Annotated in this window: 11 protein-coding genes and 1 pseudogene; 11 read left to right on the top strand and 1 reads right to left on the bottom strand. The window is 44.2% G+C overall.

Going from position 1 to position 16,001, the window contains the following annotated elements; translation table 11 throughout:
- The 10 genes from LZ23_RS09575 to LZ23_RS09530 all read left to right on the top strand — a co-directional run.
- A partial coding sequence (locus LZ23_RS09575; RefSeq protein WP_045213671.1) for a helix-turn-helix transcriptional regulator occupies positions 1 to 779 on the top strand: 779 nt, incomplete at its 5' end.
- A 101-nt stretch (positions 780 to 880) separates the two neighbouring features.
- The gene (locus LZ23_RS09570; protein WP_052507274.1) at positions 881 to 1,306 is read left to right on the top strand and encodes an HIRAN domain-containing protein; all 426 of its coding nucleotides are present in this window, start codon (positions 881 to 883) and stop codon (positions 1,304 to 1,306) included.
- A gap of 2 nt (positions 1,307 to 1,308) precedes the next feature.
- Complete coding sequence (locus tag LZ23_RS22545; RefSeq protein WP_052507273.1) at positions 1,309 to 2,346, top strand: PDDEXK family nuclease; 1,038 nt, start codon at positions 1,309 to 1,311, stop codon at positions 2,344 to 2,346.
- A gap of 44 nt (positions 2,347 to 2,390) precedes the next feature.
- On the top strand, positions 2,391 to 5,252 hold the full coding sequence (locus tag LZ23_RS09560; RefSeq protein WP_045213669.1) for an SNF2-related protein: 2,862 nt from the start codon (positions 2,391 to 2,393) through the stop codon (positions 5,250 to 5,252).
- A gap of 32 nt (positions 5,253 to 5,284) precedes the next feature.
- Positions 5,285 to 8,362: a site-specific DNA-methyltransferase gene (locus LZ23_RS09555; RefSeq protein WP_045213667.1), complete on the top strand. Its 3,078-nt coding sequence runs from the start codon at positions 5,285 to 5,287 to the stop codon at positions 8,360 to 8,362.
- Positions 8,362 to 11,478, top strand: a complete 3,117-nt coding sequence (locus LZ23_RS09550) for a DEAD/DEAH box helicase family protein (protein WP_045213665.1) — start codon at positions 8,362 to 8,364, stop codon at positions 11,476 to 11,478. Before LZ23_RS09555 ends, LZ23_RS09550 begins: the two co-directional genes overlap by 1 nt.
- Positions 11,479 to 11,563: 85 nt before the next feature.
- Positions 11,564 to 12,196, top strand: coding sequence for a KilA-N domain-containing protein (locus tag LZ23_RS09545; protein WP_232300454.1), 633 nt, complete (start codon positions 11,564 to 11,566; stop codon positions 12,194 to 12,196).
- A gap of 251 nt (positions 12,197 to 12,447) precedes the next feature.
- Positions 12,448 to 12,972: a virulence RhuM family protein gene (locus LZ23_RS09540; RefSeq protein ID WP_232300453.1), complete on the top strand. Its 525-nt coding sequence runs from the start codon at positions 12,448 to 12,450 to the stop codon at positions 12,970 to 12,972.
- A gap of 18 nt (positions 12,973 to 12,990) precedes the next feature.
- Complete coding sequence (locus LZ23_RS09535; RefSeq protein WP_045213664.1) at positions 12,991 to 13,182, top strand: hypothetical protein; 192 nt, start codon at positions 12,991 to 12,993, stop codon at positions 13,180 to 13,182.
- A gap of 308 nt (positions 13,183 to 13,490) precedes the next feature.
- A complete protein-coding gene (locus LZ23_RS09530) occupies positions 13,491 to 14,114 on the top strand; it encodes a hypothetical protein (protein WP_045213662.1) in 624 nt (207 codons plus the stop codon).
- 84 nt (positions 14,115 to 14,198) lie between these two features.
- Here the strand turns inward: LZ23_RS09530 and brnA are convergent, their stop codons facing one another.
- Positions 14,199 to 14,468, bottom strand: coding sequence for a type II toxin-antitoxin system BrnA family antitoxin (brnA, locus tag LZ23_RS09525; protein WP_045213660.1), 270 nt, complete (start codon positions 14,466 to 14,468; stop codon positions 14,199 to 14,201).
- Between the two features lie 174 nt (positions 14,469 to 14,642).
- On the opposite strand from brnA, the pseudogene LZ23_RS09515 reads away from it, so the two are divergent.
- Positions 14,643 to 16,001 (top strand): annotated as a pseudogene (locus LZ23_RS09515) (IS3 family transposase); the annotation flags it as partial.

Below are 16,001 nucleotides of genomic sequence, written 5' to 3'. Positions count from 1 at the left end.
GGCTAAGCACTTTTCCCATCATCAAAAATGAGGATGGCAGTTATTCTTTCATTGAAGGTTATCGCCTCAAGGGTACTCCCAATCATGCAGAGAGTACAGTTATTGAACTGATGGGAGCTCTCACTGAACAGGTAAGCCCCAACTACAAAGATATTGTTGGACGTTTGCTTAGAGGTGCAGGCTACTCCAACCGCACATTTGCCATCCATCTTAATTTTGAAGATATCTCTGAGCACTTGGATACCTTCTACCTGCTCAAGCAGAGCATCAATTTCCGGCAGAAACTTCAATTTGATTATACCACCAAACACGGTGACCAGAAAACCTATCTGGCAGATCCATATCGCTTGGGCAATTTCCAGGGCTTCTGGTATCTCATTGCCCTGGATCATGCTGCAGGGATCCTCAAGACCTTTTATCTCAAAAGTATAGAAAACATCAGGGTTTCTCCTGAGACCTACACCATAGATCCCACTAAAGAAAAAGAAATAGACGAAACTTACGGTGACCTCAACACTGCATGGTTCAAAGAAGGCAAAAACAAGGTCAGTCTTGTGGCAACTGGTGATGCCCGGCGTTACCTCAAGCGCAACCCAGGGGCTGCTGTTTTCATCATTAATGAAGACGACCATGGCCTGCACCTTGAAATGACTTATCACCGGGATATTGAGGTGCTTTGTTTTGTCAAGCATTGGATTCCGGATGTGAGGATTGTGGGTGATGAGAGGTTGACTGGGCGTTTGCGGGAGGAGATTAGTATTTACTGTAAGCAGTTATGATCCCAGTTAAGAAATAGCCAGAGAAAATGTTGATCTGCTAAAGAAACGGCTTACTGATTTTAAAAGTTATGTGTTTTCACAACCTGCCTAAAGGAGATATTATGCAAAGAAGAAGTTTTATGGGTATTTTCAGCGCATTTTTTGGGGCGCTGGTGTTTGGAGGAAAAGTTCCAGAGGTAAAGGCCAAGAAAGTTATTTCCAAGCCTGTATCCCTTTTTCAATGCCATGTGGCAGGATTTCCTTACTACCAGGGGCCGATGATATTTTCAGATCTTAAACCAGGTCAGCCTTTGAAATTACTGCGGGAGCCCCGCAACCCTCATGACAGCAAAGCCATTGCCGTATTCACCTCAAGCGGCCACAAGCTGGGTTATATACCCAGAACTCACAACCCGCTTCCTGCAGATCTCATGGATAATGGACACAAGCTTAAGTCCAGCCTGACTTCAGTTTCTACAGATATGGGGGAGTATAGCTGCCTGGAGATGGAAATTTTTGTTGTTGGAGAAAGCAAACAGATGGTATAATAATGAATGATGAACTTGTTTTTTCAGTACAAGAGGCAACAGCAAGTCCAGCTCAGCAAATCACTCTTGCTGAGGCAGGATTAACTGAGCGGAGCCACCTTCAGGAGTGGGTGATTGCCCATCCCCAGATACTGGGCAGTGATGTTCTGATAATTGCTTTTGAGTTTGATCGCTGGAAGTCTTTTTCAGGGCAGAATGAACGTGATCGTTTAGATGTTCTTGGTCTTGATAAATCCGGGCGTCTGGTAGTTGTGGAGTTAAAGAGGGATAAGGCCCCTGAAGCCACCGAGATGCAGGCAATCAAATATGCCGCTATGGCCAGTCGTTTTACACCGGAAATACTTGCTTCCCAGCATGCCCGGTTTTTGAGCAGTCGAGGTGACAAGACTGATGAGGAACAGGCATTAGACCAGCTGAATGAACATGTTGACTTTGAATTGTCAGTGGAATCGCTTCGAAGGCCCAGAATTGTGCTTGTTGCTTCAGACTTCCCGCCAACTCTCACTGCCTCTGTAGTCTGGCTCACAGAAATGGGACTGGACATAACTCTGAAAAAGTTTTTGGCCTACAGAACAATCAGTGAAACAATCATTACCGTGTCAAAACTTTATCCGGTCCAGGATGTAGAGGAATTCACAGTAGCCCCTTTTAAAACAAATGTCAGGCCGCCAACACCTGAATATCCTGTGGTTGACTGGACTATTGAGGACTTTCAACTCTTAAGGCAATATATCAACCCAACAACACAGGCAGCCTTGAACTTATGCTCTGCTAAGCCTGGTCAGTTTGTTCCCCTTCGAGAAGTTGAAGCTGAAGCTGGCAGAACCAGATACGAGGCGCGGGCTGACTTGGCTGTGCTTACAATGACGGTAAAAAAACGATTAGGGCGTTCTAATTGGCCATTGGAAGCTCAATGGGCTGTCGGAGGCGAAAAACAGGCATATTATAGAGTGACCCCTGAATATGCAGAGCTATGGCTGGACTCCGGTGCTGAGGATTCAGAACAAAAGCCTCAGGATGTCCAAACCAGGGTAACTTGACGTCTCACACATCTCAAAAATGGAAATATTAATATAAACTCCCCATGCCCACACCTCACCACGCCAAATATTTTGCCCATGACCTGACCATTCAGAAACCCCTTGATGGAGTAGAGCGTATATCCAGGTCATTATTTGATGCCTGTGTTGATCTTAACCCTCACCAGATTGATGCGGCCCTGTTTGCCCTGAGGTCTCCCCTGTCAAAAGGTGTTATCCTTGCTGATGAAGTTGGTCTTGGTAAGACTATTGAGGCTGGTCTTCTTCTTTGTCAGTTCTGGGCAGAGCAGAAACGCAGGATCATTGTTGTCTGCCCGGCTTCGCTCAGAAAACAATGGGGGCTTGAGTTGTCCGAAAAGTTTAACCTTCCAGGCATGATCATGGATGCCAAGGCTTACCGGCAGGAAAGGTCAAGTGGAAACATAGCTCCCTTTGAGCAGGACCAGGTTATTATTACATCTTTTCATTATGCTTCCCGGATGAAAGAAGAGCTTCGGGCTGTCAACTGGGATGTGGTTGTCATTGATGAAGCTCACAAGCTGCGAAACGCATACCGGGCAAGCAACAAGATGGGGCAGAACCTCAGATGGGCCTTTGAGGACAAGTACAAGATATTGATGACTGCCACACCCCTTCAAAATTCTCTGTTGGAACTATACGGCTTGTCTACCTTCCTGGATGAGTACATGTTCGGCGAAATCAGCTCTTTTCGTTCCAACTTTATGAACAGCGGCGGGGATGTCCAAGGCCTCAGGGAAAGATTAAAGCCCATTTGCAAGAGAACCCTGCGCAAGGATGTTCTTGAATACATTCAGTATACTGAAAGACGGCCCATTGCCTTCACCTTCCGCTCAACTGACGAAGAGCAGCGCCTGTATGATGCTGTATCCGATTTTTTGAAGCGAGATGATACTTACTCCTTCCCCAAACAGCAGAGGCAGCTCATCACCTTGATCATGCGCAAGCTCCTTGCTTCATCATCCCAGGCTCTTCTTGGAACCCTGCAAACCATGAAAAAACGCCTTCAAGACATTAAGGAGGGTGTGGAAACCGAAAAGGATCTGACCACCAGGCTGATGGCTGAGGAAGAACTGGAGGATGAATTTCTGGAAGAGGAGTTTCTCGAACTTGAAACGGAAGATTCCTTAGATGATGAAATTGATCTGGTAAAACTCGAACAGGAAATATCCGAACTGGATATGTTCATCAGCTGGGCTTCTAATATTCAGATAGATACAAAGACCAAAACCCTGCTCAAGGCTCTGGAAAGCGGTTTTTCAGAAATGAAGAAAATGGGGGCGAGCAGGCGTGCTCTGATTTTTACCGAGTCAAGACGGACCCAAGATTACTTGAAAAGGTTTCTTGAATCCAATGGATATGCCAATAGGGTGGTTACATTTAATGGAACCAATTCAGATCAGGATTCAAAAGCAATCTACGAGTCATGGCTTGAAAAAAACGCAAGCACAGGCAGGTCCAGCGGGTCCAGGCCCATTGATGTCAGAACTGCCCTGATAGAACACTTCCGGGATAATGCTCAGATAATGATTGCCACAGAAGCCGGGGCTGAGGGTGTAAATCTTCAGTTCTGTTCACTGGTAATAAATTACGACCTACCCTGGAACCCGCAGCGCATTGAGCAAAGGATTGGAAGGTGTCACAGATACGGGCAGGCTCATGATGTTGTGGTCATAAATTTTTTGAATGAGCGAAATGCAGCGGATCAGAGAGTTTATGAGCTTCTGGAGCAAAAGTTTAATCTGTTCAATGGTGTTTTTGGGTCTTCTGATGCTGTACTTGGCTCAATTGAGTCCGGTGTTGACTTTGAAAAACGTATTCTAAGCATTTATCAGTCCTGCCGGACTTCAGAGGAAATTGCCCAGGCCTTTGAGATATTGCAGAAAGAACTGGAAGAGCAGATTTCAGACAAGCTGGAAAAGACCAGGCAACTTATTCTGGACCATTTTGATGAGGATGTTCATACCCGGCTCAGGGTGCAGCTGAATGATGCCCAGAGTCAGCTGGATATTTTTGGTAAAAGGTTCTGGACACTGAGCCAGTTTATTCTTCAAAGTCATGCCTGCTTTGACGATCAGGCACTTTCCTTTTCTTTGAATCCGTCTCCCATTCAGAAAGCACGCCCTGGAACTTATCATCTTATTTCCAAAGACAAACAAAACATCCCTGGTGAATATCTGTTCAGGCCGTCTCATCCCCTGGGGGAATATGTCATTGAACAGGGAAAAAACTGTCATACCCCAGAAGCTTTGGTCAGATTCGATATATCAGGCCATCCTACAAGAATTTCCATTGTAGAGCAGCTCAAAGGCAAGTCCGGGTGGATGAACCTGAGCTTATTAACCATTGAGTCTTTCCGAAAGGAAGAATACCTTCTTTTTTCCGGCTTTGATACCATGGGAAAACCGCTGAATCAGGAAACCTGCGTCAAGCTGTTTAATTGCAGTGCTCAGGTGCTGCATGACAAATTTATTCTCCCCCATGACTTCAAGAAGAATCTTTCAGATGATGTGACTCGCCACGCTCAGGCCACAATCAGCAGGTCTCTGGAAGAAAACAACAAGTTTTTTCATGAGGAAAGAGAACGCTTAGAGCGCTGGGCAGATGATATGGTTCAGGCTTCAGAAAGAGAGCTGGCTGATACCAAGGCCCAGATTAAAGCCTTAAACAGACAGGCCAGAATGGCAACCACCATACAGGAACAAAAAGATATCCAAACCAAAATAGCCGAGCTGGAAAAACTCAAGCGCAAGCAGCGCAGCAGGATATTTGAAGTGGAAGACGAGATCGAGGAAAAGCGTGACCAGATGATCTCCATGCTTGAGAAGAGGTTAAAAAGAAAGACCAGCATAGCTCACCTTTTTACTGTGCAATGGGAAGTTGTTTAGTGGCAAAACCAGAATTTCCAAAGGATAAACCAATGACAGAGAACTATAATCGGCTGATAAAACTCTTGAAAGAGTTGTTTCAGATTGACCGTCCTGATCTTGATTTTGGAATATACAGAATAATGAACCAGAAGCGTGACGAGATATCAGCCTTCATGGACAATGATCTTCTGCCCCAGGTGCGAAAGGCTTTTGCTGTATATGATCAGGCGGGCACGGAAAATATTCAGGCTGAACTTGATGCTGCGGTTAAGCAGGCTGAAAACCTTGGAATTTATCCGGAGCAATCTCCCACAGTTCTGGCCTTGAGGCAGAAGCTTGGTTCCTCCACTGATGTGACTGCACTGGAAAATGAGGTATATTCGCATCTGTATAATTTCTTCAGCCGTTATTACCAGGACGGCGATTTTCTGTCTTTGCGAAGATACAAAAAGGATGTTTACGCTATTCCTTATGAAGGTGAAGAGGTAAAACTTCACTGGGCCAATGCTGACCAGTATTATATCAAAAGCTCTGAAAATTTCCGGGATTACACGTTTAAAATCGGCAATCCCCCAGCTCCTGGGAGTGAAGACAAGAGAAAGACAGTTCAGTTCAAGCTGGTTGAGGCTGATACCGAGTTAGCCAATAACAAGGCACAGTCAGGAAATGAGCGCAGGTTTGTGTTGTGTGCCGAAGACCCCATGATAGAAGAAGACGGGCAACTGATCATCCGTTTTGAGTATCAGCCAGTAAAGGAAAAACAGGACGCCCTGAACAAAAAGGCAGTGCAAAGACTCCTGGATATCATGAACAGTGACCCGGTCTACAAGAATTGGCTTAGATGGCTTGCCAGATATGAACCTACAGAAAAAAATAGAGAACGAACCACCCTTGAAAAACATCTGTTCAGCTATACAGCCAAAAATACTTTTGATTACTTCATTCATAAGGATTTGGGCGGGTTCCTGCGACGGGAACTGGATTTTTATATCAAGAATGAGGTCATGCACTTGGATGATATAGAAGAGGAAACCGCTCCCAGGGTTGAGCAGTATCTGAGTCAGATCAAGGTCATCCGCAGGATCGCCCATAAGATTATCCAGTTTCTTGAACAGATAGAGAATTTTCAGAAAAAACTGTGGCTCAAGAAAAAATTTGTTGTGGAGACCAACTATTGCGTTACCCTGGACCGGATACCTGAGGATATGTATCCGGAAATAGCTGCCAACCAGGATCAGCATGATGAATGGGTGCATCTCTTTGCCATTGATGAAATCAAGGCTGACCTGGTTAATCCCGGTTACTCAAAACCCCTGACAGTTGAATTTCTCAAAGCCAATGACAAGCTTGTTCTGGATACAAGGTTTTTTGACCAGAGTTTTAAGTCCAGACTGTTAGCCTCCTTGGATGATTTTGACGAACAATGTGATGGCCTGCTGGTTCATTCAGAGAATTTTCAGGCTTTGAATTTGTTGCAGGAGAGATATCGGGAGCAGGTAAGTTGTACTTATATTGATCCGCCGTATAATACTGGTGGTGACGGGTTTGCTTATAAAGACAGCTATCAGCATTCAAGCTGGCTATCTATGTTTGCAAATCGAATGGAGTGTTTTTTACCTCTAATATCAGGGCATGGAGTGTTTTTTGCCAGTATAAATGATAATGAAGTGTACAACATGAAAAGTGTCTTGGACAGTTTCTTTAGTTTCGAACAATTCGAATCTCAGTTAATAATCCAATCAAATAAACGCGGGCAGACCTATCAGTCTATTGCTAAAACTCACGAATATCTGTTTTGTTACCTTGCTAGCTCAAAAGCAGAGGTTTTTGAACTGCCAAAAGAAGTAGCTCCAAATTCTATGAAAGATGATGTGGGTCACTTTGAGCTGTGGGAGTTAAGAAATCGAAATCCAAGGTTTGGGAAACACAATCGACCAAACCTCTATTATCCAATTTATGTTAATTTGAAGAATTTATACGAGGACGGCTACGCAAAAATATCCTTAAATAAATCTGAACAGTTTTCATTTGAAGTTTTCCCAAAAAACAGTGAAGGGGAAGATTCCTGTTGGAGATGGGGCAAAGATAAAGTTTCAGAAGCTCTTTCATATAATGATCTTTCTGTTCTTATAGCAAAGAAAAAAAGAGATGGCGGATGGAATATTTACGAAAAAGCAAGGAAGAGTTCTACCAAGGCAAAGACAATATGGACTGAAAAGGAAGTTATTAATGAACAGGGTACTGTCGAAGTTGGTTCGCTTGGGTTCAAAGAATTTGGATTCCCCAAGCCAACAGGACTATTGCGAAAGGTTTTGCAGATAGGTTCAAAGAAGGAGGATTTAATTCTTGACTACTTCGCTGGATCCGGAACCACGGGGCACGCCGTAATTGATCTAAATCGAAATGCCAAAGACCACGGCAAACGCAAATACATCCTGGTGGAAATGGGTGACTACTTTGACACAGTTCTCAAGCCACGCATCCAAAAAGTTGTCTATTCCAAAGACTGGAAAAGCGGCAAGCCTACTGCCCGAGACACCGGCATTTCCCACTGCTTCAAATACATCCGCCTTGAGTCATACGAAGACACTCTGAACAATCTAAGCATCAAGCTTACTAAGGCTCAGGCTCGGCTGCTCGGTCAGTTTCCCAGTCTCAGGGAAGAATACATGCTTTCCTATATGATGGATGAGGAGAGCAGGAAAAGTCCGTCTTTGTTGAATCTGGATCAGTTTGTAGACCCATGGAGCTATACCCTGAAAATCGCCACTGGCAGTGCTGGAGAAACCAGAGCCAGAACAGTGGACCTGGTGGAGACCTTTAATTACCTGATCGGTCTTTGTGTTGTCCGCAGAGAAATGATTCGGGGTGTGGAAGTAATAGAGGGCAGAAAACTCACCGGCGAAAAGGTCCTGGTTATCTGGCGCAACACTAAGGAAACCAGCAATGAGGATCTGGATACATTTTTCCGCAAGCAGGATTTCAATCCCAGGGACACTGAATTTGATCTCATTTATGTTAATGGCGACAACAACCTGGAAAATCTGAGACGCTCTGATGAGACCTGGAAAGTCAGGCTTATTGAAGATGATTTCAAGCGCCTCATGTTTGATGTGGAGGATGTGTAATGCCTCTTCCTTTTTTCAGACGCCTGGTATTGAGTAAGTGGGTCTTGAGCCTTTTTGGCGCAGATGATCTTGATGATCTTTCCAGACATCTCAAGGATGACAGTCTTGAGGAGTTTGATGAAGACAATATCAGCAGGTTTATTCAGGTCATCAGCATGAGGCTGCCTGCAGATTCTCCATTTTCCAGGGATCTGCTTTTGGCCTATGATGAAAATATTGTTCGCTGGTGGAACCAGATAGCCCAGCCCCGCGCTTTTGAAAATAAGCACATCAGACCAAAGTACTTTCAGTATCTTTCTCTTCTTTTTACAGAAATCTACTTAGATAAATATTTCCAGGATAAACAGGCACTTTTAAAAGAGCTCAATTATTTTGCCAGAAAATTCAATTCCAGCTTGGACAATCCTGACCAGGTGGGACAGTTTAAACTGGAAGAACTAAATAAGCTGGCCTTTTGGAGTGCAACCGGCTCCGGCAAGACTCTGCTCATGCACATCAATATCCTGCAATACCGGTATTATCTGAAAAAATACGGTCATGAGCGGGAGCTTAACCTGATAATTCTGCTCACTCCCAATGAAGGTCTGTCTTTGCAGCATTTGGAAGAATTCAAGCAGTCAAAAATGACAGCAGATTTGTTTCAAAAAAATGGAGCTTCGCAAAGCAGATCAGGCCACATAGAAATCATTGATATCCACAAGCTGAAGGATCAGGCAGGGGAAAAAACTGTATCAGTGGGTTCTTTTTTTAGCAATAATCTGGTCCTTGTGGATGAAGGACATAAAGGTTCCGGCGGCAAAGAATGGATGGATAAACGAAACAGACTCTGCCGGGATGGTTTTTCATTTGAGTACTCTGCCACTTTCGGCCAGTCTCTTAAAGCTGCCGGCAATAAGTCCCTGACCAATCAGTACGCCAGATGGATCTTGTTCGATTATTCGTATCGCTATTTTTACCGGGATGGATATGGCAAGGACTACCGTATTCTCAATCTTGCTGATGATTCAGATTCGGAGCGGGTACAGCTATATCTTACAGCGTGCATGCTTGCCTTTTATCAGCAGCTTCGTCTTTTTGAAAAAGGTGAGAAAGAGCTTAGGCCCTTTAAAATTCATAAACCGCTTTGGGTGTTTGTGGGCAGCAGAGTTAATGCTGTGCGTACAGAAAATAAGCAGCAGGTTTCAGATGTAACTGCAATCCTTCGGTTTATCAGCAGATTCACCAAAGACAGGGAAAAGAGCATTGAGGCCCTGGATCGGATACTTAAAGGCCGTGATGGACTGACAGATGAAAAGGGCAGGAGCATTTTTGCGGCAGCCTTTGGTCACCTGCATATAGACAACCTGAAGGCTGAGGAAGTTTATAATGATATGCTGAGCCGGATTTTTCATGCCAGAGTACCAGGCAAGGTTCATGTGGAACATTTAAAGGGCAGTGATGGCGAGATTGCCCTGAGAATAGGGGAGGGTAATCAACCCTTTGGAGTGATTAATGTTGGTGATGCCAAAAAACTCTGGAACCTGTGCAATGAACTGGATGAACTGGTCACAGTTGAAAAAGAGTTTTCAGAATCTCTTTTTCAAAAAATCAGTGATGAAGATGGTGGAATCAATCTGCTTATCGGCTCCAAAAAGTTTACTGAAGGCTGGAACAGCTGGCGGGTGAGCACCATGGGGCTTATGAATATCGGCAAAAGCGAAGGTTCTGAAATTATCCAGCTCTTTGGCCGGGGCGTGAGGCTGAAAGGCTATAATTTCTGTCTGAAGCGCAGTTCTGAACTGACAAATGTAAAAAAGCCGGATTATATTCGAACCTGCGAGACATTGAATGTCTTTGGGGTCCGGGCAGATTATATGCAGCAGTTCAAGGACTATCTCGAAGAGGAAGGCCTGCCTTCAGAAATTGAAGAAATTGTTCTGCCTGTGGTTAAAAATCTGGGCAAGGTCAAGCTCAAAATTCCAAGTGTGGCAGATGGTGTTGATTTTAAGAAGGACAAACGGATTACTCTTGAACATCCGCCTGAGTCATTTTCCAGGCGACCTGTTACTTTAGACTGGTATCCCAGAATCCAGGCCCTGGTTGCCAAAGGCATAGCCGGAGGGCTTGGTGATGGGCAGAAAAACGAGATCAGGGGGCTTACTGATCAGCATCTGGCTTTTATTGACTGGGATGAAGTCTTTTTTGAGCTTGTAAGGTATAAGAATGACCGGGCCTGGTATAATTTCAATCTGGCCAAGGACAACCTTCAATCCCTGGTCCTTAAAGGCGGGTGGTACAAACTGCTGATCCCGCAGGATGATATTGATCCTGTCAGCTTTGATAATATCCGGCGCTGTCAGGAAGTGGTCATTGCCCTGCTTAAGAAGTATTGCGAACGGTTTTATGGCTATAAAAAAGAAGAATATGAAAAACCCTTTATGGCCTACAAAGAACTTGGAAAAGACGATCCAAATTTTTTTGAACAGTACAGAGTTGCTGTTGATCAGTCTGCCCAAAATATAGTTGCTGAAGTCAAAACCATAAAGTCCGCCATTGAGCAGGGTGTACTCCAGGATGCTGAATATGGAAAACTTCATTCCATAGTTTTTTTAAGCCATCTTTACCTGCCTCTGCTGCATATCAAGGGTGATTCCCAGCTGGTCAAGATTTCGCCTGTCGCCCTGAACCAGGGAGAAAAAGATTTTGTCCTGGATATCAGGGATTATTATCAGAAAAATAAAAGCCAGTTTGAAAATCAGGATTTGTATCTGCTCAGGAATTTAAGCAAAGGTAAGGGCATTGGCTTTTTTGAAGCAGATAATTTTCATCCGGACTTTATCCTCTGGCTTGTGCAGGGCAGCAGGCAACGGATCGCCTTTATTGACCCCAAAGGAATACTAAGGCTGCACGGCCTGAACGATCCCAAGATAATGTTTCACCAAAAAATAAAAGATCTGGAAAAAAGGCTGGGTGACAAGGACGTTGCCATGTATTCTTTCATCATTTCCAATAGCTGGCTGGCGGATGTAAAATGGTGGTCAGGCGGCGACATCCTCGAGTTTTCTAAGCGCAATGTGTTTTTTCAGAAAGATGAGAAAGATATTTATGTTCAAAAAATCATTTCCGGGATGTGTTGATAATCTATTGTAGTCATTTTTGTTATTCCATGAAAGATATATTTAATCTAACGGAATTCAGTTATATTGAAAACGGAGATTTGTGATGGCTAAGAATAATACGATCACAGTTTTGAATACTGAGGTAAAAATAAAGGTAATCGATCAAAACGACTTTATCTGCATTACTGATATCGCAAAATCGAGAAATCCTAAGCATCCAGACGACTTAATCAGAAACTGGCTTAGAAATCGCAATACACTGGAACTTTTAGGGATTTGGGAGCAGCTCCACAATCCTGATTTTAATCCCGTCGAATTCGACGGGATTAAAAAGCAGGCCGGACTGAACAGTTTCACGCTTACGCCCAAGCAATGGATCTCTTTAACCAGATCCATCGGCCTGGACTCCAAAACAGGACGCTATGGAGGTACTTACGCACATAAGGACATAGCCTTTGAGTTTGCTTCCTGGGTATCCGTCGAATTCAAGCTCTACCTTATCAAAGAATTTCAACGCCTCAAGGAAGAAGAACAGAAGCAGCTTGGTTGGGATGTGAAACGCCAGCTCACCAAAATCAATTATCGGATTCATACTGACGCCATTAAAGAAAACCTGATTCCACCGGAATTGACCAGGCAGCAGGTGAACTTCATTTATGCGCCGGAAGCCGATATCCTGAATATGGCTCTTTTCGGGAAGACCGCCAGAGAGTGGCGGGATGAACACTCTGCCTAATAAGGACTTTTTCACGCTGGTAAGTCAGCTGGTTTGTCTGGCAAATCTGGAAAACCTGAATGCTCACTTCATTCAGCAGGGACTGGAGCAGTCTGAAAGGCTTAGAATTTTGAACAATACAGCCATACAGCAGATGAGGTTGTTAACAGAAGATAAGACGCTCAAAAAGTTAAAATAAAAAACAAAGAAAAAAACCGCGAAACATACTAAAGGCACGAAAAATATCACATATGGACCCAGGTGAATACGGATTGAATAAAACTATGGACCACACAGAAAACACAGAAGAGCGCCGCATGGCCACAAAGGACGAACTGACAGACTTCTTTCTTTACACTGCGCCCGATGGTCAGGTCAAAGTGGAGTGCATTGTGCACGATGAGACAATCTGGCTGACGCAGAAGCGTATTGCGGAGCTTTTCGGAGTTGGTGTTCCCGCCATTTCGAAGCATTTAGACAATATTTACGCCGATGGGGAGTTGGTGCGTGAGGCAACTGTTTCCATTTTGGAAACTGTTCAACAGGAAGGTTCTCGTCAGGTTAAAAGGAATCTGGAGTTTTACAATTTGGACGCCATAATTTCAGTTGGCTACCGGGTAAACTCCTCCAAAGCCACCCAGTTCCGCATTCTTGAAGGTTATGGCTCTGTTTCCCGCAAACAGGCCGAAGCAAAGGCATTTGCTGAGTATGACAAGTTCAACAAAACCCAGCGCATTGAATCTGACTTTGACAAAGCCATTAAACAGGTTGAATCCTCAAATAGAACCGGTGGTTAAGCGGTAGGTAAGAAATCCATGGCACATAATTCAAATTACAAACTGATGCTCATAGGCATTCAATGGTATGTGGTGGGAAATGGATGCAGGATTCCAGTTGAAGACGAAATTTCCGGCTTGATGCTAATAGATCAATTGGACAAAGAAGCTCAAGATACCAAATCGTGCAGCTCACAGCCTGTCCAATCAGATGGTTGTGCCCAGAAATAACCGATAAATCGATAAAAGTACTTCAGCTCAATTTTTTTCCACCAAAAACCTTTTTTAAATTTCAAACGAACTTACGCCTTCGCTCCTGCCTGTTATCTTTCCTGAAAAAAAGGAGGATATGATGAATCAGGTATCAGCATTCGGCCAAGCAGACCCCGGATAAATTGCAAGGATGCGCATGTTGATTTACTCAGCGGTTACGTGGGTGGCAATTATTTCTGCATGGATATTTTATTATGTCAATAATCTACTGTAAGCTGGATAATTGCTATATTTTTAAACTAATAGCTACTCTGTAGCGAGGAATCATGAATAAACTACTTTCAGCATTTCAAGATAAATTTTCAAACGCCAAGGATCAGTTAGGCGAATTCCTTTTTAAAGAGAGAACTTTGGATATTTCTGACAAACTGATTAATCAAGCTGTCCAGGCTGATGAAAGATTCAGGGGCAAGCTGTCTGAAAAGGGCCTGTCTGAAGTTCATTTCCAGGCCGAGCAGGATAAGCTCGTTGTAAATGGTGTGCTGAGCAAGCATGTTAAGGATGCTGGATTCAAGGTTGAGCTTCGACCTGAGAAAATAACCTGGACAAAAGATGAGCAGGTTATTTTCATGAAGATGCTGGACTATGATTTGAAAATGCAGCAGGGCGGGTATTTTGATCTGTTCAAGCTTAGCATGGTCAAGGTGTTTATGGCTGCTTTCGGGCAGGAGACTGCTCTAAAAAAGGCCAACATTGAAGTGCAGGATGGGCTGATCAAGTTTGATTTTAAAGACGCTGGTGGAAATGCCAAAAGAATATTCAGATCCATTGAACTGAAAAATATCCAGTGCCTTCCCGGTAGTATTGCCATTACATTCAAACCCCGCAAAGATATGGCCAATGACAATATGAATGTGCTTAAGAACTGGCTTGCTGACCTGAGACAGTAGGAAGTCTTGAATCCGTTTTGTAGGAGGGATAATGCTTCGCCGCTGCGCTACTTTTTAAACTGATGATGATTCGTGGCTGGTCTACTATTGCCTGTTATGCCCTTGCCGGAGTTCCTCTTGCACTCTTTCGTGGAGCCAGACTTTAATCAGAGCACTGCGTTCCACGCCGATTTGGCGACGAATTCCATCAATAGCATCTGCCAGCGATTGGCTGACCTCCAGGGTGATCCGGCATTTTTCTCCTGGCCTCGATATGGCGGCTTGAGAGAGATTGATCAGGGAGTGAATATCTTCACCGTTATCAAACCGTCGATCAAATTCATCATTGTTTTTGGCGAGTATTGTCTTGCTCATAAAGTTCCCTTTCCTCTGTGCCAATGAAAGTGAGACACCGACCACTTGAATAATTAAGCAAGGGCGGATAAGGTGAATCACATGATGTATACAACAAAAGAACACAATGTCGGCAGTGGATTGAATCTCAAGTCAGTTGAGGACCCTTCCCCCTCCCGGGAGGGGGAAGGGCGGATCGGCCAAGCTAATCCTGAAGTTTTACCAAAGAAAAAGCGCAGGTATTATACCACAAAGTATAAGCTCCGTATCCTTGACCAGGTCGATAAATTTAGCGAACAAGGCCAGCTTGGCGCTTTTCTGCGAAGAGAGGGTTTGTACTATTCGACAATCAGCAGGTGGCGTAAACAAAGAGAACAGGGGGCCTTTCAGGGACTATCCGGAAAACGTGGTCCCAAAGAATCAAAAAACAAGGAAGAAAAAAAGCGTATCCAGGAACTTGAACGTGAAAATATCAGGCTTAAAAAGCAGCTGCAAAAAGCTGAAACAATAATCGACTTTCAAAAAAAAATTTCAGAGATCCTGGAGTTTCCGGGCATCGGGAGCAAAGCATGAACGCCGCCATGGAGTTAAAGCAAGCCATAGGCAGCACCAAGGAGGCCTGTGATGCTTTGCAGATCCCAAGAGCTTCTTTTTACAGGTTCTTTAGACCTGAGAAGCCCACAGAGGAAAGACCAAAACCACCTCTGGCTCTTAGCGAACAAGAGGAACAGGTGGTCCTTGATACCTTGCATTCTGAGCGTTTTCAGGACCTTGCGCCTGCAGAGGTCTATGCCACGCTCCTGGATGAACAACAATATCTGTGCTCGATACGGACCATGTACAGAATTCTGGATAAACATCAGGAAGTCAAAGAACGAAGAAAACATGTCAGCCGGACACATTATGTTAAGCCGGAACTTTTAGCCACAGGACCAAAGCAGGTCTGGTCCTGGGATATCACCAAGCTTAAGGGGCCACGAAAGTGGACATATTTTTACCTCTACGTAATCCTGGATATCTTCAGCCGTTATGTTCCCGGGTGGATGGTGGCTGAGGCCGAAAACGCCTCCCTGGCTGAGCAGTTCATTGCTGAAACTTGTGATAAACAAGGCATTATCAAGGATCAGCTAATCATTCATGCTGACCGTGGATCAAGCATGAAAGCTAAATTGGTAACAGAACTTATGGCTGACCTTGGGGTAACCAAGTCCCATTCAAGGCCGTACAACAGTAATGACAATCCGTATTCATAGGCCCAGTTCAAGACAGTAAAGTATTGTCCAAAGTTCCCTGAAAGATTCGGCTCAATCCAGGATGCACGTTCTTTTGGACGAGAGTTTTTCCCTTGGTACAACTATGAACATAAACATGGGGGCATAAGCCTTTTAACCCCATCACAGGTTCATCACGGACAGGCCGAACAGGTCATCGCCTTCAGGAATCAAGTGCTTTACGAGGCATATCTGAAAAATCCAATCAGGTTCAAAAATAAGATGCCGCAAAATCCACCTCTGCCTAAAGAGGTCTGGATCAACAAGCCGGATAATACAAAAA

Source organism: Desulfonatronovibrio magnus (genome assembly GCF_000934755.1).
Classification (GTDB): Bacteria; Desulfobacterota; Desulfovibrionia; order Desulfovibrionales; family Desulfonatronovibrionaceae; genus Desulfonatronovibrio; species Desulfonatronovibrio magnus.
Note: the sequence above shows the minus strand (reverse complement) of the source record. Positions and strands in the feature narration are given on the sequence as shown.